13 protein-coding genes are annotated in these 18662 nt (G+C 46.1%); 6 read left to right on the top strand and 7 right to left on the bottom strand.

Translation table 11 applies throughout. From position 1 onward, the window contains the following. Positions 1-34 precede the first annotated feature (34 nt). Together ACJJI7_RS08225 and ACJJI7_RS08220 are read right to left on the bottom strand one after the other, a co-directional pair. Positions 35-1996 (bottom strand): ShlB/FhaC/HecB family hemolysin secretion/activation protein, encoded by a 1962-nt coding sequence (locus ACJJI7_RS08225; protein ID WP_282951855.1) that lies wholly within the window; start codon positions 1994-1996, stop codon positions 35-37. Between the two features lie 73 nt (positions 1997-2069). Then, entirely contained in the window at positions 2070-4688 is a 2619-nt protein-coding gene (locus tag ACJJI7_RS08220) for a bifunctional serine/threonine-protein kinase/formylglycine-generating enzyme family protein (protein WP_282951856.1), read from the bottom strand. A gap of 596 nt (positions 4689-5284) precedes the next feature. Here ACJJI7_RS08220 and ACJJI7_RS08215 point away from each other — a divergent pair. From ACJJI7_RS08215 to ACJJI7_RS08190, 6 genes are all read left to right on the top strand, one after another. Further along, positions 5285-5773, top strand: coding sequence for an Hcp family type VI secretion system effector (locus tag ACJJI7_RS08215; RefSeq protein WP_020413589.1), 489 nt, complete (start codon positions 5285-5287; stop codon positions 5771-5773). A 163-nt stretch (positions 5774-5936) separates the two neighbouring features. Further along, on the top strand, positions 5937-7844 hold the full coding sequence (locus tag ACJJI7_RS08210; RefSeq protein WP_282951857.1) for a type VI secretion system Vgr family protein: 1908 nt from the start codon (positions 5937-5939) through the stop codon (positions 7842-7844). A 16-nt stretch (positions 7845-7860) separates the two neighbouring features. Continuing rightward, a complete protein-coding gene (locus tag ACJJI7_RS08205) occupies positions 7861-8439 on the top strand; it encodes a DUF6931 family protein (protein ID WP_020413591.1) in 579 nt (192 codons plus the stop codon). Between the two features lie 2 nt (positions 8440-8441). Continuing rightward, entirely contained in the window at positions 8442-8735 is a 294-nt protein-coding gene (locus ACJJI7_RS08200; RefSeq protein ID WP_020413592.1) for a PAAR domain-containing contractile injection system baseplate protein, read from the top strand. 584 nt (positions 8736-9319) lie between these two features. Further along, entirely contained in the window at positions 9320-9724 is a 405-nt protein-coding gene (locus tag ACJJI7_RS08195; protein WP_444902338.1) for a DUF6795 domain-containing protein, read from the top strand. Between the two features lie 21 nt (positions 9725-9745). After that, positions 9746-10900, top strand: coding sequence for a lipase family protein (locus ACJJI7_RS08190; protein WP_282951859.1), 1155 nt, complete (start codon positions 9746-9748; stop codon positions 10898-10900). 97 nt (positions 10901-10997) lie between these two features. Here ACJJI7_RS08190 and tssH read toward each other — a convergent pair whose 3' ends face one another. From tssH to tssC, 5 genes are read right to left on the bottom strand one after another with little or no spacing between them, the layout of a single operon-like run. Continuing rightward, on the bottom strand, positions 10998-13667 hold the full coding sequence (gene tssH / locus ACJJI7_RS08185) for a type VI secretion system ATPase TssH (RefSeq protein ID WP_444902339.1): 2670 nt from the start codon (positions 13665-13667) through the stop codon (positions 10998-11000). Between the two features lie 39 nt (positions 13668-13706). Beyond that, positions 13707-14837, bottom strand: coding sequence for a type VI secretion system baseplate subunit TssG (gene tssG / locus ACJJI7_RS08180; protein WP_282951862.1), 1131 nt, complete (start codon positions 14835-14837; stop codon positions 13707-13709). Then, positions 14801-16630 (bottom strand): type VI secretion system baseplate subunit TssF, encoded by a 1830-nt coding sequence (gene tssF / locus ACJJI7_RS08175; RefSeq protein WP_282951863.1) that lies wholly within the window; start codon positions 16628-16630, stop codon positions 14801-14803. The genes tssG and tssF overlap by 37 nt, the downstream gene beginning before the upstream one ends. Continuing rightward, positions 16630-17103 (bottom strand): type VI secretion system baseplate subunit TssE, encoded by a 474-nt coding sequence (tssE, locus tag ACJJI7_RS08170; protein WP_020413598.1) that lies wholly within the window; start codon positions 17101-17103, stop codon positions 16630-16632. The genes tssF and tssE overlap by 1 nt, the downstream gene beginning before the upstream one ends. Before the next feature lie 4 nt (positions 17104-17107). Continuing rightward, complete coding sequence (tssC, locus tag ACJJI7_RS08165; protein ID WP_282951864.1) at positions 17108-18595, bottom strand: type VI secretion system contractile sheath large subunit; 1488 nt, start codon at positions 18593-18595, stop codon at positions 17108-17110. Positions 18596-18662: the final 67 nt, after the last annotated feature.

The following is an 18662-nucleotide window of genomic DNA, read 5'->3' as shown; positions in this document are numbered from 1 at the left end:
CTTTGTTTTCGTTAGTAATTCAGAAATTTAATAATTAGTTATAAAAAATTGAAAAATCAGCATAAACCGTTGGCTCATCTTCACCAACAGCAATATTTGTTATCGAGGTACTCGACATAATTGGCCAAGCCATAGAAACTTTGCTTGAGAACCGATCATCCCAACTGAACTTGAAGAGTACACCCGCCCCAGAGAACCTGGCCCAATCATCATCAAGTGTTTCTTCGTAGTTATTAACAAAGCCATAACCAACATCTGCTATAAGGGCAACCTGTACAATGTCGTTTAAGCGCTGTCCGAAAAGAACCGGATTGATCGCTTCAGGAAAATTCACGTACCACTCTGCAGATAAGACCGCTCCTTTATCAGCGGAAAAATCCCTCACTGCAAATGCTCGTACACCATTAGCCCCACCCAACGACATCTGTTCAAACCCGGGTAAGTTGCTTTCGCTATATTGTGCTCGTCCTTTCAGGATAAGTCTTGATTGCTCATCTATAAAAGGCATAGGAAGAAAAAGCAAAGAGCTGGTATTGATCGCCACTTTATTAAAATCATCCCCTCTGCCAGCTTCAACATCATTCTGATGCTCACCATATTGAAGATTCACATTCATTATATTCAACATGGAAAAAAGGCCATTAGAGAGACTATCCAAATAAACACCAACCTCACCGCCATAAACATGATCGTTTGTAAAAGCAATCGCCCCCTCAAGCTCAGATTCCTTCTCTGTTATTCCGAAAGAGCCTGTCAAATTGAAATCCCGAGAGCGACGGAATTTATGATCTAGAGAAACGGCATAACTTTTATTGACACCGGATATATTGAGTGCATTGATGACATTTTCCTTATTTTCTTCATCGTAGAGATTAAACTCATTATGATCTGCCGAAATCTCTAGTCTGGTACGAGGAGAAAATACAGGGAAACTATATCTAATTTGACCCAAATCAGAACCAAGCTTTTCATCCGTTTCAAGAGCAGATTTTAAATAGCTTACCGTTAACGCATCTCCTATACCCAGTGGATTCAGCCAATCAACCGTGGCATAGGCTCTTTCATTACCTGTATAAAGAGAACCATGATTATCCAACCTTAAAGAAGCCTTATAAGAGCTTGTTTCACGCGCTTTCAAATTAAGTTTGGTTTCTCCAGGATTATCACCAGCGCTAAAATACCCAGTAACATTTAAGCCCGGTAGATCATTGAGAAGGTATAACCCCTCCTCAATACTTTCATGGTTCACCAATTCCCCTCTTTGGCCTTCGAAAGGCTCTGCAAGTTGATCCAGGGCGTAACGCTCATTATCTTCAGCAACAACCTGTCCCAGCAGCCCCTCCTGAACAGTGAGAGTAACTACACCATTTTCAACGTCTTGCGCAGGTATTTGTACTTGAGCAAGGAACAAACCTTGACGGCGATAAAAGTTAGTAAGTTCTGCAGCTATATCTTCCAGGTCCCCATAACTTAGTCCACGTTCCTTATTTTGCTTCTCTATAACACTGACCAGCTTTTTTAATTCTGCAGGGCCAAGGCCTCCCGGATTAAATTGGGCATTCATGTTTCCCAGTAAGATAGCCAGCTCTTCCAAATTTTCTACGGTATATCCACTGGCAAGAATCTTATCTTCCTTCATATATTTAATGCGCAAATCCTCAGCCATCTTCTCGATGGTGGTGCGCTCAATACCAAATTCTGGATACTCTTCTAACCTGTGAAACCGAAACTCTTTGACAGTAATACGTGGCCCTTGATTACGCTGGGAAATTTCGGGGATTTCAGTATTAAGGTTTGGGTCCTCCGCCTCAAAAGTCCGCTGGAGATAGTCTTTTGTTACATCTACTTCGCTAACAGTTGGTGTATTTTGATCGAATGCCTGCCTTACACGACTTCGAAAGCTGGAGTCCTCCTCCTGAGCTTTAGCAGGCATTTGCAGTAGCATAAAACCGGCACTAATAAAGAGTGCCAGTTTGCTTTGTTTGAGCCAGAACATAACTCCCCCAAATAAAATTCTTATTTATTTGCCCCCCTGAACTTCTAATTGGGAAAGGCCGAATTACAATTATTTAGTTAACATCCCTAACGATGCGAAACCCTGTAAATTCATCTGCCTGACCATTATGGAGCCGCTTTGTTGTAGCCAGGCAGCGACTCATGGGGTCCAAGCGATTACCCCCTAAGGCCAGCAACTCACCATCGGTGCCACGTGCCCACTCCTGCACATTGCCGACTGAATTCACCAAGCCAAACCTATTAGAAGAGCCGGATTGCGCTGGGACAAATTCAGCTCCCTTCTCGATACCACCATATTTAAGGTGGCAATTTCGATCAGCCAGCTCTTCCTGACCATTCGCACTGGCTGCGGCAAACCATTCCTGCTCGGTGGGTAGACGGTAACTGTAACCAGTTTCGTCGCTTAACCAACTTAGGTATGCCTCTGCACTAGTTAATAACACGTTATTAGCTGGCATATTGTCGGCACCGAATTCCAGCGAATTACACTGCTTAGTGATACTGCAGAATTGCTTCAAATCAAGATTACTTATTTCATATTTACCAACAGCAAGAGGCCTGCCACTTACACCTTTGATAACGACCATCGCCGGGCCTTTGCTACCATCTGCAAGACGATCACGACAACTGTAGCGATCTCCTCTACCGCCACTTCCTGGTACCAGGTGCCCACAGAAGTCCAGCTTGAGCTCTTTCAGAGGCTGATAGCTGGGGAGAAGCGCCCTAAACTCATCCACCAGAGCCTCTGTTTGGGTCGGGTCTTTTGCACCCAGATTGGAAGCACAGGTACTGAGTTCTTCACCGATAACCGGACGAATCTGCTGGGCCTTGATATTGTCCACTTTCGCGAGCTGGGAAAGTTGCGCCCCAATAGCCCCCACATTCATATCAAAGCTGCAAGTCAGAACCGCTTCCATCTCATTGAGAATCGCATCTACCTGTTTCTGCTTGATTGTAGCCAGACGACGACGCTCGGCCCGCTCTTCTTGTAAGCGCAGGCGCTCCGCTTCTCGCTCAGCCTCCAAACGCTCAGCTTCAAGACGTGCCTGTAAATTCTCCCTATCAGTCGCCAACTGGGATTTAATCGCCACTGCCCGGCTGGATACCCCATACCAGTTAGCAGCACTTCGAAGCATTAGGTCGGCTTGGTCCAGGTTACCCAAGTTAAGCTGACCAGTTGCGGCAGCTAAGAACAGCTCAGATATCTCACGCCGTGAGGCATCCAGAAAGTCATCATCACCAGGGTTCAGCTCTGAGTATTCCTTCAGCTCCAGACGGAGGTCGTTCTCCCAGGCGGGAGTTAAGATACTCAAGTTAATCAGCCGGCTAATCGCTTCTTTCTTATCACTGATTCGGCGCTCTAACAGCTCCTGCTGCAATTTTCGTTCAAGCTCTATTTTTACCCTCTCTTGTTCGGCGGTATTCTGCTGCTCCAAGTGGTTATAACCAAATCCAGCGCCAATAAGCATCATGGCAAAGGCACTACCCAGAACCCATTTCCAGGTATTACTAATAAAGAATGCCTGCACAAACTTTTCGACGGTATCGGTACGATTTTCCCGCTTCAGCTCCAAGGCAGACTCAAGGGCACGCCATTCTCTGCGGTTCAGCCCCTTGATGCGCTTTGGACGTAACTTCTGCTCAAAAGCCTTATCCGCAGGAGTTTTGTCATAGGGATGGCGACCACAAAACAATTCATAGGCCACACAGCCCAGTGCATAAACATCATCAGAGGGGGCTGGCTCTCCCCCTTTCAACATCTCATAGCTCGCATAAGCGGGCGTCAGTGCCCCAAGACTGCCAGCATCAAATACAGTGGTCTCACCAGTTTTATTCGCAATTCCTCCTTCCGATACTGCTCGCGCAATACCAAAGTCAAAAACCTTTGCGCCTTTCTTACTGGTGACGAAAATATTGCCCGGTTTAAAGTCGGAGTGGACGATTTTATGTGAATGCGCATAGATCAGTGCCTGACAAATATCCGTAAATACGGATCGCGCTTTTTCTGGTTCAAGCCCCACATCTGCATGATCTCGCAGAAGCTTATCCAAGGGTGCCCCTTCCAGGAATTCCATCGTCATAAAGACGCGGTCACCATCACGGTCAAAATCATAAACCGTTACGATGTTAGGATGGGCTAGAGTTTGAGACTTACGCGCCTCACGTTGCAGGGAAATAAAGGCATCAGGGTGCTTCTGAAAATCATCGTTTAACAGCTTAATAGCGACATAGGGTTCGCTGTCGTTAGCTTCTAATTTTCGGCGGTCGAGAGCTTTATAAACTGCCCCCATACCGCCAACACCCAAGAGTTTGTCAAGCTCAAAACGCCCTTTAATCACGGTCTTTGTAACAGCACCTGAGGGTAAGGGTTCGAAAGAGTCAGGAGTATCGATGGGATTAGCCGGTATTCCACCTTCTAACTTAGTGCCGACTTCTTGCTGAACAGAAGCTTTGTGCGGGGCCGGACTAAAGACGGTAGCATCAGTCCCAAAATCTGCAGCAGCATTGGGAATTATCGCTTGGGCTCCACGAACTGGCGGATGGTCATTTGAACCGGTAGCATCCTGGCGCACAACGACAGTGACATCACCATCTTCCGTTAACCCACCTGCAGCTTGCTCCGGGCCGGGCGGAGAGCCACTCGGCCGAACAATACGTGTCTTATCGTTCAATTCCGCCTCCTTGGGAAAGTATTACCAAATATCCAAATGCATAACAAAAATGTTACGGGCTTATCAATTAAGGTAATTTAAAGTGGCAAAGTATATCGAACAGGTTAAGGAGCAACAATCAAGGTATATTCAAAATAATTTGCCTACAGGCGTCATAAGTACACTATCCCAGTAGTGGTGCAGCTAACCGGAATGCTTGCCAATGAATACAACCAATTACATAGGCTTACATGCATGTTTTTTAAACAACCCCGATAATTGAAATAATTTTAATTGGTGTAAGGAAGCTAACAATTCTTAATATTTTCATATTTCTTCCAAATTTTGGCGGGACGGAAAATTAAACCGTAATTCTCTGTATATTTAATTGGTGTCAGAGTCGAATACGCTCAGCGGGCATATACCCAACAACAGTAAAAGGGCTTCGGATAATTGGTGCCAGAGTCGATTAAATAACGAAAAATTATGGTTTTTTTTTGCTTTTCTCTCTGTTTAAATCACCCCAGTTGCCACTGCGACGTTACCTGAGCTACTGACTCATCGCCGTGGTAAAGGATTAACCACCAACATCAAAAGCCAACCAAGAGGGAATCCCCATGGCTATCTACATGAACTTCAATAACAAAGCCACCAAAGGCAACGTCACCGCCAAAGGTTACGAAGACTGGATCGAAGTTGACAGCTTCAACTTTGGTGTTGGCCGCGGTATCACCATGGAAGCCGGTGCTACCTCCAACCGTGAAGCCTCTCGCCCCAGCCTGAGCGAAGTCACTTTCACCAAGCGTATTGACGCTTCTTCCGGTGGTTTGTTCAAGTCTTCTGTCACTGGCGACGAAGGTGTGCCCGTAGAGATTCATGTTGTACAGACCGGCGCCAACTCTGTAGAAAAGTACGCTGTTTACAAGCTGACTGACGTAATCATCTCCTCTTACAGCATTGGTGCTTCTGCCGGCGGTGCTCCTCAGGAGTCCGTATCTCTGAGCTTTGCCAAAATCGAAGCCGAACTCGACCACGCTGATAAGACTAACAAGAACCCGAAGAACATGAAGGTTGGATACGACCTCACCACAGCGACTCCGCTGTAATTGGTTCGACTCTTTTCGGGTTGAACGGTGGCCTGCAGAGTACCTGCGGGCTACCGCCCTCCAGTTCTTTAGCTGAGTGCTTATACGAGCACTGACCTAAAGAACTGCAGATTTCTAAAATCTCATTTCTTATTTGGCACCGTAGGGATAGTTGGGGCTGCCCATGGCTACACTCAATCAAGATAAAAGAATGATTACGGTCGACAGCCCAGTCGGCTCGGATGCTTTGATCGCAACGACCTTACAAGGCGAGGAGCATGTCTCCAAGCTATTCCGCTATGAAGTACAGCTTCTTTCTGATGATCACGCTATTGAGCAAAAAGATCTTGTCGGCAAACCAGTAACTGTTTCGATTCACCACTCTGAGACACCACGCCATATTAACGGCTATGTTACCCAGTTCTCCCTTCACGATGTAAACGCCGAAGGCGTGCGTAGTTATAGCGCAATTCTTCAACCTGGCCTGTGGTTCACGAGCCTCGGAGGCTCCAACAGAGTTTTCGAAAAGAAGTCCGCCAAGCAAATTCTTGAAGAAGTGCTCGGTGAATACAGCAAGGTTATCAAACTGACCTTAAAGCTAAATGCCGAATACATCACCCGTGAATACTGTGTACAGTTTGATGAAAGCGACTTTGAATTTATCAATCGCTTAATGGCTGAAGAGGGTATTTCCTACTACTTCAAGCACTCTGAAGGGCAGCATGAGCTTGTACTCTGCGATGATCCTCAAGATTTTTACGACTGTGAAAGTGAAAAAATTGAGTATGACGGAGGCGGTAGCCATCCCACAAAAAACACAGTGAGTAGCTGGAGAAGAAACTTCAACTACCATGGCGGCGGTTTTGAGCTCAAAGATTACAGTGAATTTACTGCTACCAAAGACAATAAGCAGCAAGTTAAAACCACCAGTAAGCTGAATGATGTTTCTAACTACATGCGCGGCTTATATGGCCTGAACCACTTCCAGGCTGATGGTGAACACAAACACAAATTTACTGATAGCTACCATAAAGCACTGGCAGAACGTGCTATGGAAGCACAGGAAGCGCTATTTGATGTCAGCCATGGACGTAGTGACTGCCCCTCCTTTACTGCCGGCGGACGTTTTAATTTTGATCACACGTTGTCGTCAGAAAAGGGGAAGTATCTTATTACGTCTGTGCATGTTTCAGCTGCAGACGGTAACAGTAACGAAACCCACTTCCACAATACCTTCAGCTGTATTCCATCTGCGGTAATGCCACGCCCACAGCCGAATGTTTCTGCAAAGAAAATACACTCACCACAAGTGGCACGTGTCTTGGAAGTAAAAGCAACCGCATCCGACAGCTCTCAGGACCCCTACACCCAACTGAAAGTGAAGTTCCCCTGGAACTCACAACAAAATAGTTGCTGGGTCAGAGTGATGCAGTCTTTTGCCGGAAAAAATTGGGGGGCAAACTTTGTACCCAGGGTAAACCAGGAAGTGGTTGTTACCTACATTAATGGCGACCCGGATAGACCATTAATTACCGGTGCAGTATATAACGGCGATAATCCAGGCCCCAATTACACCGCCACCCAAAGTGGCTGGAAAACCGAGTATGAGGGCAGCACCTTTAACGAGTTGCGCTTTGATGACAAAGGCGGCAACGAAGAAATCTATATGGAAGCCGGTAAGGATCACAACTTTGTTATCCATAATGACCAAACTGGCAAAATAGAAAACAAGCAAACTCTGGAAGTTAAACAGGATCGTAGCATTACCGTAACTGATGGTAGCGAAGTAGTCACCATTGCCAAAGGTGACCAAAAATTGAATGTGGATAAAGGAAACCAGACTGTCACGATTGGTTCAGGCAATCACACACTCAAGATTAGCAAAGGATCGCAAACCACAGATGCTATGGGGGCTATCAAAATATCCTCAAAAGCTTCAATTGAATTAAAGGTTGGGGGCAGTAGTATTAAGCTAACCCCAGCGGGAATCACCATCAAAGGTACAATGCTTTCCTGCAAGGGAGATGCTACAGCTGAAGTTAAAGGCGGCGGCATGCTCACCCTGAAAGGCGGCGTGACTATGATCAACTGATGGGGATTAACTAAGAATGACTGACCTGATCAAAGTACAAGCACTTACCGCGGCGGAGCTGCTAAAAAATTTTGAGGTGAGTGAAGAAGCGGAAGAGCACCTGGTGCCCGATACTGCACCCGAGGTCAGCATTAACCAACTGGTTGACGCGGGTCTTTATCCCGATGCGATCAAACTATTGGCACATGGGCTCCCCAAACGGGAAGCTGTTTGGTGGGCCTGTCTCGCAGCTCGGGATATTCAAAGCCCAGAAACTGATGAAGACAATGTAAATGCATTAGTCGCTGCGGAAAGCTGGGCCAAAAAGCCCAGCGAAGAGACTCGGTTAAAGTGCAAAACCCTGGGCGATAAAACCAAGCACAAAACCCCAGCAAGCTGGGCTGCTACAGCAGCGAGTTGGTGCCATGGAAGTCTGGCGGCGGAAGGTGAGCCTGTGGTTGAGCCGCCAGAACATCTTTATGCACACGCCGTCGCTGGTAGTGTCACTCTCGCTGCAGTTTTATCTGATCCAGTGGATCCCGGCAAAAGATTCGCAAGATACATGAATCAAGGGTTGGATCTGGCTCGTGGCGGTAATGGCAGGATAGAGGACTAAATATGGGCAAGCCTGCTTCACGAATTACTGATATGCATGTCTGTCCGATGGTGACAGGTACTGTACCTCACGTCGGCGGGCCGATCCTCAGCCCAGGTGCTCCAACGGTCATTATCGGCGGAATGCCCTCAGCTACGGTTGGCAGTGCCTGTACCTGTGTAGGACCACCAGATACTGTGGCTATGGGCAGCACTACCGTACTGCTGCAAAAGAAGCCTGCTGCCCGCATGGGAGATACAACTGGCCATGGCGGCAAGATTGTAATCGGATGCCCCACAGTACTGATCGGTGGCTAAATAATATTCCACCTATGGCGCCTTGTATATAAACAATAGATTGTCTGAGCAAATAATAAAGAACCTACCGTTGTTTAGACAAACAAGCGATTATTTATCTTAAAATAATCTGGTGACAGTAACGAAAAACTGGGCTACGTACAAAAAACAAGTAGCCTCTTTATTTTTTTAGCCTGATATCCATTAGCTTCAAAGCTAATTAGCTGCATATAAATTTATATATTCTTATCCACTCAGGATGAAGTGCAAATATTAGCTTCAGGTCTTTTCTTGCACTTCATAGAATACAGCCCTGCAGCTACAACTGGATAAATAGTTCTTAGGAAACAAAGGCTAACTTGTCATAGATAATATTAAAAATTACTCTTCAGTTAGCGCATACACCCATGGCATTCATCCACAGGTAGCGTCAAATAGAATCAGGCAAGATGAAAAAACCTTGTCAGCTTTAAAATTATAAATCTAAAAATTCAGCCCATAAATCTTAACATGAAAAACTTACGCTTATGCACAATAAAATATTGCCCCTCAAAATCACATTAATAATTTTACTTCTTCTATCTATTTCAGGAGGAACTTACGGAATGGCATTTTTAAACCCGCTAAAAGCATGCACATTTTCAGAAATGAAAATCCGACTCACCTTAAATGGTGAACCTGCCGTAGGCGCAAAAATTATTCGCACGATTGACTGGAAAGATGAGCAAATTGACTTCTTTACTTCAGATGAAGACGGAAATGTTGATCTTCCTGCAAAATTTGAAAATTCATTTACTCAGGTGCTACCTGTAGAGTTTATTTCCTCACAAAGCATAAACGTGGAATATGAAAATAATAACTATTTAATTTGGATTTATGCAAAAAGAAATCCTGGTGAAAACTCAGAAATGAACGGTGCTCCAATTAATCTATCGTGTGAACTCTCTGACGAGCCAAAAACAGAAAGAAAGTTCAAGTCAGCGGTAAAGACTTCTTGCAAATTTATTTAACCATAAAAAGGATTCAAAATAATGCTCACACCACAATATAGTGCTCAGCTTGCTGCGGATATTTACTTAATCAAGAAACCTAATGACCAAGAGATTTTCTTTGATCTATACAAGGATGACTTTGACATAAAAGAAAACCTCCCCAATAAAATACAAGGGAAAACAGGTGCTTTTACTCTAATAAAAAGTACTCACGCAATGGGCATCGCGACATGTGGTAAAGATAACTTTAAAGGGCAGGCTTTTGTAGCTCTGAAAGGAACTGCCAGCGGTTACGACCTATTAACAGATCTAAATGCAGGTATTAAACGATTCCATACTGGCGGGTCAGTACATCAGGGCTTCTACTATACTTTTGAAAGTTTCTTTCCCCAGCTAGAAAATTTTTCTCAAAATCTTCCATCTAACATACATACAATACACTGCGTTGGACATAGCCTGGGTGGGGCTCTAGCGACTCTAGCTGCAGATTGGCTCTCCTCTAACACAGGAAAAACTGTAAAACTCTACACCTATGGGAGCCCCAGGGTTGGACTTGATCAATTCTCCAATAATTGTAAACGCCGATTAACTCCTCACAATATCTACCGAGTTTATCATCGAGCCGATGCTGTTCCTATGGTGCCTACTTGGCCATTTGTTCATGTACCGAGCGGTGGAATAGGAGATTTTGAACTACCAAGCCCAAGCTATAGTCCTCTTACTAATCATAGCAGCGAAACCTATATTGACTCTGTCGCACCAAATGAAACGAGTCTAGATTGGGATACTGTTAGACAAAGAAAGCCTAAAGGTAATTTGGATAAAAGTATCGAAGCCTGGCTAAAATCAGATGGTATTCTCTCATTATCCATGAATACCGCTTGGATTGCAGGAGAGGCGTTACTCTGGGTCTTAAAGAAGATCGGTCATTTAGCTGGAATCTCTTTGGTTGTCGCAGGAAGTACAACATTTACCATCTTAGACAGGTTGGCAATATTCCTACATAACGCCTACCAAGTAAGTAAAGATATTTCCTTCTGGGTAATGCGGCTAATACGTAGATTTGCTCAGTTAATCGGTATGACTATTGTGGAAGGAGTTGATATCACGGTCTCATTTATGCGCATGGTGTTCTTACGTATGCATCGGGCTATCTCTGACTTAGTAATGAGAGCAGGAAGAATGATTCATTAATCTGACTTAGCAGAAGTAACTATAGTAATATGGCATTAAGTGGTACCCAGCCCAGTAGTGCAATCCAGTTGACTCCACTACTGGGCTAGTTTTCTGATTATTCTACGTTATAGGCAAAGTCACCTTCTTCAGTCGCGGAAACTTTAATTACCTTAACTTCTTCACCTTTCGCCATCTTATCCAGGCACTCACTAGCCAATTCAGGTAACAGAGTTTTATTTAAGATCACCTCAATATTACGGGCGCCAGTATCAGCTTCATGACATCGCGCTACGATATTGATAAGTACATCCTCATCATATGAGAAAGATGCTCCGTAGTGCTCACGCACTCGTTTCTCAACCTTGCGCATATTGATTTTACAAATCTCAACCAGATCCTCGTCATCCAGCGGGTAGTAGGCAACTACATTAGCCCGGCCGAGGAAAGCCGGCTTGAATTTCTGTAACAGATGAGGACGGATATTATCCAACAATACATCCGGTTCAGGCTTTTCCTCAACTTGGTTAAAGATAGCTCTGATAGCGTCTTCACCAGCGTTTGAAGTCATGATAATAACTGTGTTCTTAAAGTCGATATCACGACCTTCACCATCCTTAATCGTGCCTTTATCAAACAAATTGTAGAAAATATCCTGCACACCCGGATGGGCTTTTTCCATTTCATCTAGCAGGATTACTGAATAAGGCTTACGTCGTGCAGCTTCAGTGAGCACACCACCTTCTCCGTAACCAACATACCCTGGTGGAGAGCCCAGAAGCATGGAAACTTTATGCTCTTCCTTGAACTCAGCCATATTAATTGTGGTAATACTTTGCTCACCGCCAAATAGCTCATCCGCTAAAGCCAACGCAGTTTCGGTTTTACCCACACCACTGGTACCGCAGAACATAAATACCCCGACAGGCTTACGGGGATCAGTCAACCCAGCACGGGAGGTACGGATTGCCTGGGCAACGGCCTCAATTGCGTGTGGCTGTCCTATGACACGCTTATTCAGCCGGTCGGCCAGTGTCTTCACTGCAACAATTTCATCGCTCACCATTTTGCCTACCGGGATTCCAGTCCAGTTGGCAACTACCGCAGCTATTGCCTGCTCGTCCACCGCAGGCTGCATGAGTGGTGTATCTCCCTGGATCGCCTCCAGATCAGAGATAAGAACTTTAAGTTGTTCTTGGTAGTCTGCCAACAAGGCAGCATCGGGAGTCTCTTCACTATTACCACCCTGAGTTTTTACAAACTCAGCGTCAATCAGATCACGCAGTTTCTGAATCTGCTCAATCAGCTCATTTTCCTGAGTAAGTTGCTGCTCCAGAGAGGCCTGGCGCTGCTCTTCAGCTTGCTTAAACTCTCTCAATTCAGCCAATTGCTCTTCGTGCTCACCCATTGCCGCATTTTCACGTTCCAACTTGGCCAGAGTGGTAGTAGTGCGATTAATATTAATCCGAGCATCTTCAATTGCCCCCGGCGTAGCCGACTGACTCAAAGCCACCCGAGCACAGGCGGTGTCTAACAGACTTACCGACTTATCGGGAAGCTGGCGGCCGGGAATGTAGCGATGGGACAATTTCACTGATGCGATAACTGCTTCATCCAGAATACGCACCTTGTGATGCTGTTCCAGGGAAGTAGCAATACCACGCATCATATCAATAGCATTGTTTTCATCTGGCTCTTCCACTTTTACCACTTGGAAGCGTCTGGTGAGGGCTGGGTCGCGCTCGAAATATTTTTTGTATTCCGCCCATGTCGTTGCGGCGAGAGTACGCAATTCCCCCCTGGCCAACGCAGGCTTCAGCAAGTTAGCCGCATCACCCTGTCCTTCCTTACCACCAGCACCAATCATGGTGTGGGCTTCGTCAATAAATAAAATTATTGGCGTAGCTGAAGCGCGTACTTCTTCGATAACCGATTTCAAGCGATTCTCGAACTCGCCCTTTACGCTGGCGCCCGCCTGTAACAGGCCGAGGTCGAGTGTACGTACAGCGACACCACGCAATGGCTCTGGTACATCACCACTGGCAATGCGCAATGCAAACCCTTCCACGACGGCGGTTTTGCCAACACCGGCTTCGCCGGTAAGAATTGGGTTATTTTGTCGGCGACGGGTTAGGATATCGATACACTGGCGAATCTCTTCATCTCGGCCGAGTACAGGATCGATCTCACCCTTTTTGGCTCTTTCGGTGAGGTTAATAGTGTACTTGTCCAACGCCGGCGCCTTGCTGGCCGCTGCGGCCACCGCAGCAGCTCCATCACTACTGGCTGCCGCAGCTCCTACATGGCTGGATTCTCCGCTCTGACCAAACATCGCTCTAGCTGTTTCACGGACAGATTCCGGGGCTATATTCTTGAGTTCGGGACAAGACTCTAGGATTTGTCGGCGGGAAGTTTCTTCCAATAATAGCGCCGCCAGGAAATGCCCGGAACTGATAGCACGATGGCCATAGTCAATTGAAGCAAGCATCCAGGCATTTTTACCTGCCTCTACAATAGTCGGAGACAGCGCCGGTGGGCGGCTGCTTCCGGAACGGAACCCAGCAATTGCCGTTGCCAACTGTTTGGCGAAATTGGCTGGGTTACAATCATGTTTTTCCAGCAGGTGATACAGGTCTGTATCAGACTGGTCCAACAATTTGAGTAGCCAGTGCTCTAACTCTACATTGTACTGGTTCTGTGCCAAACACAAGCCGGCAGCCCCCTCAAGAGAGTCACGCATGTGCGGTGTCATGGTATCCACTAACCGCTTCAGATCAATATTAATCACGGCGTAAAGGTCCTTTTAAAAATTATTGTTAAATATTACTTATGCTGCTGGTAAAGCTTCATCGGGTGATAAATTTTCAGCACTTAGCGTAATCTGCACTGGATCTACAGCTTCCTGCTCACTGGCCATATGAGTATTCCATCCCAGCAGGGGCTCATGTTCAGATTTCCGATTTAACTGTACCGGTGACACTTGCTTGGAAGGCAGTGATACGGAAAGTTCAAAATCCATTTCAATACCTGCGCTAAACTTAATAAACGCTTTTAATGCTTCCAATTTCTGGGTTCCAGGAGCAATTGTCATAAATTGCTCATAGGCCATTGGTTCTATAATCACCCGGAATTTATTCTGTGCCTGGAAGCAATGAGTCCCCAGGATCGTGTTGGTACCAAGGCAATTATTCACCCCATCAGGAGCCTCATCACACGGGAGTCTACAGAGAATATCTTTGGGTAACGCATCCCATTGCCCCTGGAACTGCTCAATACTCACGATAAGATTAAAGTAGTGCTTGATCATACTGGTCAGAGCTGCCGCAGAGCATCGCTCCTGACCAAGGTGGCCGGCCATTCCCAACATTGCCTCATCAGGTATAGGCATCCGGTAACGCATTTCACTCGTGCCGAGTCCAGCCAGGGAAGCAATAGCTTGGGTGAAAAGATCAGGTTCACGCTCAGTGCGCAGGCGCTGCCGTTCATAATTCACTGGAAGTTGATATTTGTACCAAGCTTGGTAGAGCAGTGACACATGACGATGATTGAACATATCGAGAAAATCACGCAGAGCCGTGTTATTTTCCCTCAGCTCTTTTTGCACAAGCTCAGTCAGGTAGTAAGGCATAACCCCCTGACTACCGATCAAACCGGTAAACCCAACCTCCATATGCCATTGGCTGACATCGGAGTCCTGCCCTTGTGCCCCAACGGATTGCTTTTTCTCAAGTCGTAGAACGTCTGACCCAACAAATGAAAGCCCCGATTGAGCGCTAAAACGCACCAATTCTTTGGATGGTGGTGCGGCTCCGGCAATAGGCTCTTTACAGAACCCGCCATCCGACATTGACACTGCCCGCTCTACCAGACGTACAGCCTGAAAAAAGTCGAAATTGTAGGGTTCTCGGCGCAGCCGCTCTATTACAGTAAAGCTTTTTCGCCGGCGCGAGGTGGCCATCTCTTCAAGTCTCCATCTCTGCCACTCATAGTGGCAATCAATTTGGTAAATGAATTAATAGAGCAATAGAGTCCTAAAAAGCGCTCAATAATACTGGCAAATAAGAGTGGGCTAGTACCAGTAAGCATCATAGAATCGAGTTCTATTTCCACTTCAGTACCCCGGCACAAAACTACACTCTGATCGATCTGTATCGGTGCGGTAACAGGCTTGGTTTGCAACTTAAGCAACGACTCAATTAAGTTGCGCGTGCTGGCAGAATCGCGAAAGTCATATAGCCTGAATATCTCCTTGAGGGCGTCACAACCCTGATCACCTGATAGTGAAAGATGATTCAAATTCAGGTGCGAAATTAATCGCCAGAAACCACGCTCTCTTCTCGGAGGTCTCAATGTCGCTGTTGGCGCAACCACACTGGAAATACGACTGGCTGGAACATCTCCATCCACCACCTCTAGATAAGGTTGCGAATTTCCACTGGGTAGTTTTTTTGGCAAATTGCGATTACAGCAAGTTAGCTTAATATCCAGCGTCTGGTCACTGATTCTGTGTGGATTAAAATCGAGATCTACCAGGCTGATATCAACCTCTGAAGCCTGTTCATTGCGATGCTCACCTTCAATAACATCTCTGCGCTGGCTGTACCAGAATGCCGATTGCTCCGCATGATGCTGACTATGCTTAATGCCATAAAATGGTCGGTAATTGGTCGTTTCTCCATCACCATCTGTCGCAGCGACCTCGTCAATGGAATAAATCTCCAAGCCATCACTGCGGCGAGCATCGGGCACAATATGATAATTATATTGAGTGTGACTCAAGGGGATTGGATCAGCACTCTGACTAAATAAGTTGATTACCGGAGTGCAGCCAAGGGCAAACATACTGGGAACCAGTTGTTTTTCCAATTCTTCATGGGTTTCAGAAAGATAGAAATAGAGATTTAGTGTATCACCATAGCTCTCATTCAGAGCATTCTGCAAATTGGCAATATCCAGAAATAGGAATTTTTCTGGAAAAGCGAAATATTCTGTCAGTAGCCGATAGCCAATAAATGCTGTATCGGGGTAAGGCAACAATCCCTGATCTTCGTCCAGCCCTACCTGTTTGATATCATCAGGAGATAGAAATGTTGGTTTAGGGTCACTCTCACCATTGGCTACTACCAACTTTACACACTTTGTCAGCAACAAATCGTAAAGAGCATATACGTGCGTAGCTTGACCGCGCAGGAAAAAACGCAAATTTTCCGGTGTCATTTCCGCAAAACTTAAATCCGGGCTCAAAGCTTTTAAGGACAATTTAAGAACCGCATTTGCCCCCTGGATATCATTACAACCAGGTGCAATAAAGGGCCTGGGCATCAGACTAGCGCTCACGGGCTGAAATGGACTGATATCTACCGGATAATTAGTAGTAAAGCGGCAGGTCTGTCCTTGAAAGCTTTCACTTTCCAATAAAGCACCAGCTGCCACCGGAGTGATAGCATCAAGATCTGCATCCGGCTCAAACTGTACAATAGCGCAGGAGGGAATTGGCCTTAGATAATGCGGATAAAGGGTTTCCAGCATAGCATCTGTCAGCTCGGGAAAATCATCGCTGAGTTTCTGCTGTACCCTCGCATTCATATAAGCGAAACCCGATAACAAGCGTCCCACGAGAGGATCGTCAACTGTTTCCGCATCCAATTGTAATCGCGAGGCCGCTGCGGGATGCATCCGAGCAAATTCAGCAGAAGTTTGCTGAATAAAGGCTAATTCGCGCTCATAGAGATCGATTAATTTTTCACTCATTACATAATCTCAGACACGTCTACCAGTTGGGTCACAGGGTTCAGGGCCGAATCAAACACAATCACTTCTGCCGCCGGATTCACATGCAATACAGCTTCGACTCGAAAACGAATACTCGGATCCTCTACATCAACCTTTTCCTGGGTTGTGACTTTTACCGAGCGAATTCTTGGCTCAAAATTTAGGATTGTTTTTTCTATATCCCGGCAAAACTGTTTCCTGCTGCCCAATGAAGATAAATTTACTGTGGATAAATCCGGGAGACCATAATTAATATTAGAGTGCTCAAGATTATCCAGTCCATCAGGAGCAGAAATACAGCGATAGCGCGTATTAAATAGGTACTCGAGATCGCGTCGCACTCCCTCACGTAATTGCCTCAGAACCTGATGGGATTGATGTATATCCATTCTGCTAGAAGAATCCAGCAGTCTGTCCAGAACCGGTGCCAGCAGGCGCTTTTCCTTTGCCATAAACCTAAGTGCCTCCTACACCTATGGTCGCCAAGGCCGTAGTCAGCTTCAGTTCAGAAACCAAATGATCAACGGTATAATGACTTTTCAAGTGGATAACACTTTGATAGCTACCTGCCTTGCCAGGCTCATCAACCACCCTGACTCGTGCCTCGCGCAATGGATAGCGCGCAAGCATCTCCCACGAAAGATCGTCACGGCCAGTGGTATAACGATCGAGCCACTGTTGTAACTGGCGTTCACAGTCAGCGGCATTCATATAGGCACCAACCTTATCCCTGATCATTACCTTGATATAATGTGCAAAGCGGGACGCACAAAGAATCTGCTGTAACATGGAACTGATACGCGCATTCGCTGTGGCGGCTTTCGAGGTGTATTGCTTAGCCTTTTGTAGAGACGGCACACTATTAAATGCGCTGTAAGGGGTATCATAACAGTGGCTCAAGCAGGCAAATCCCAGCTCAGACAAATCCCTTTCCGCAAAATCTGTAACCAGAATCGAGGTGGACATACGCACCATGGAAGGATTGCTATCCGGTCTATAGGGTATTTTCGGCAACTGGGTTACCAGACCGCCACCCAGGTGATCGCGGGCTACGCCACGAATATGGGAAAACCATCCCACCTCACTAAATTCACGCAGCAGCACGGCGCCTAAGGCAAAACAGGCATTACCCCATAAATAGTGTCGGTTGTGAGAGGCATTAACCTGCTCCTGAAATCGCAATCCACGATAGCGGGAAAATTCAACACTGTAAGGCTCGCGCATAAGTACATGCGGCAGGGTAACCGCAACAAAGCGGCTATCTTCCAGGTCGCGCAAACTATTCCAGCGAATATACTCTTTCTGGCGAAAAACTTCGGAAAACTGGATTGGTTTTGCAAGGTCATCGAAATGATCAATACCAAAGAGATACGGAGTGGCGGCACAAATGAAAGGAGCAAAAGCAGCTGCTGCCGTATGCGCTATCCCCTGCAGTGTAAATACGTCATCGTAGGGGTGATCCGGCATTGGTCGATGGCAGATATAGTAATCGCCCAGTAGTAGGCCAAATGGCTCACCACCCGGAGTGCCGAACTCCTCGTTATAGATTAGGTGGAAAAGACCGGACTGATCAAAATCCGGAGCTCTTTCCATATCTTTGCTCAAATCCCGCCAGTTGGCATCCAGTAATTTGATCTTAATATTGTCCGAGTGCGGCGTATTAAAAACCAGCATGGACAAACCACGCCAACTTGCTTCGAGTTGTTGAAAGCGAGGGTGATGAATGATCCGGTTTACCTGATCACAAATAAGCTCATCCAGCTCCATAATCACGCGGCTGAGATACTGGCGAACAGAAAAATTATCCTTCTTTGAGCAGGGACAAATTTCAGTTAGCCAATATTCAAAGGCAAACAGATCATCCGGCTCACTTAAAAAGCGCCGAAGTTCGCTCTGCTCTCCCTTGGCCAACTTTTCCGGTAGTACGTCTACGTGATCTTCCATTATCTGGTCATGTGTTGCGCAAGGCACCGGAAAACTCCCACAAGCATTGTTCCTGAGAGATTCGACA

Source organism: Microbulbifer variabilis, assembly GCF_056232115.1.
Note: the sequence above shows the minus strand (reverse complement) of the source record. Positions and strands in the feature narration are given on the sequence as shown.

What these genes read in the sequence shown, in the direction of transcription:
- tssG (WP_282951862.1), bottom strand. Translation starts at nt 14,837, where the DNA reads ATGGCCACCTCGCGCCGGCGAAAAAGCTTTACTGTAATAGAGCGGCTG.
- tssE (WP_020413598.1), bottom strand. Translation starts at nt 17,103, where the DNA reads ATGGCAAAGGAAAAGCGCCTGCTGGCACCGGTTCTGGACAGACTGCTG.
- ACJJI7_RS08190 (WP_282951859.1), top strand. Translation starts at nt 9,746, where the DNA reads ATGCTCACACCACAATATAGTGCTCAGCTTGCTGCGGATATTTACTTA.
- ACJJI7_RS08215 (WP_020413589.1), top strand. Translation starts at nt 5,285, where the DNA reads ATGGCTATCTACATGAACTTCAATAACAAAGCCACCAAAGGCAACGTC.
- ACJJI7_RS08200 (WP_020413592.1), top strand. Translation starts at nt 8,442, where the DNA reads ATGGGCAAGCCTGCTTCACGAATTACTGATATGCATGTCTGTCCGATG.
- tssF (WP_282951863.1), bottom strand. Translation starts at nt 16,630, where the DNA reads ATGAGTGAAAAATTAATCGATCTCTATGAGCGCGAATTAGCCTTTATT.
- ACJJI7_RS08205 (WP_020413591.1), top strand. Translation starts at nt 7,861, where the DNA reads ATGACTGACCTGATCAAAGTACAAGCACTTACCGCGGCGGAGCTGCTA.
- ACJJI7_RS08195 (WP_444902338.1), top strand. Translation starts at nt 9,320, where the DNA reads ATGGCATTTTTAAACCCGCTAAAAGCATGCACATTTTCAGAAATGAAA.
- ACJJI7_RS08210 (WP_282951857.1), top strand. Translation starts at nt 5,937, where the DNA reads ATGGCTACACTCAATCAAGATAAAAGAATGATTACGGTCGACAGCCCA.
- ACJJI7_RS08225 (WP_282951855.1), bottom strand. Translation starts at nt 1,996, where the DNA reads ATGTTCTGGCTCAAACAAAGCAAACTGGCACTCTTTATTAGTGCCGGT.
- tssC (WP_282951864.1), bottom strand. Translation starts at nt 18,595, where the DNA reads ATGGAAGATCACGTAGACGTACTACCGGAAAAGTTGGCCAAGGGAGAG.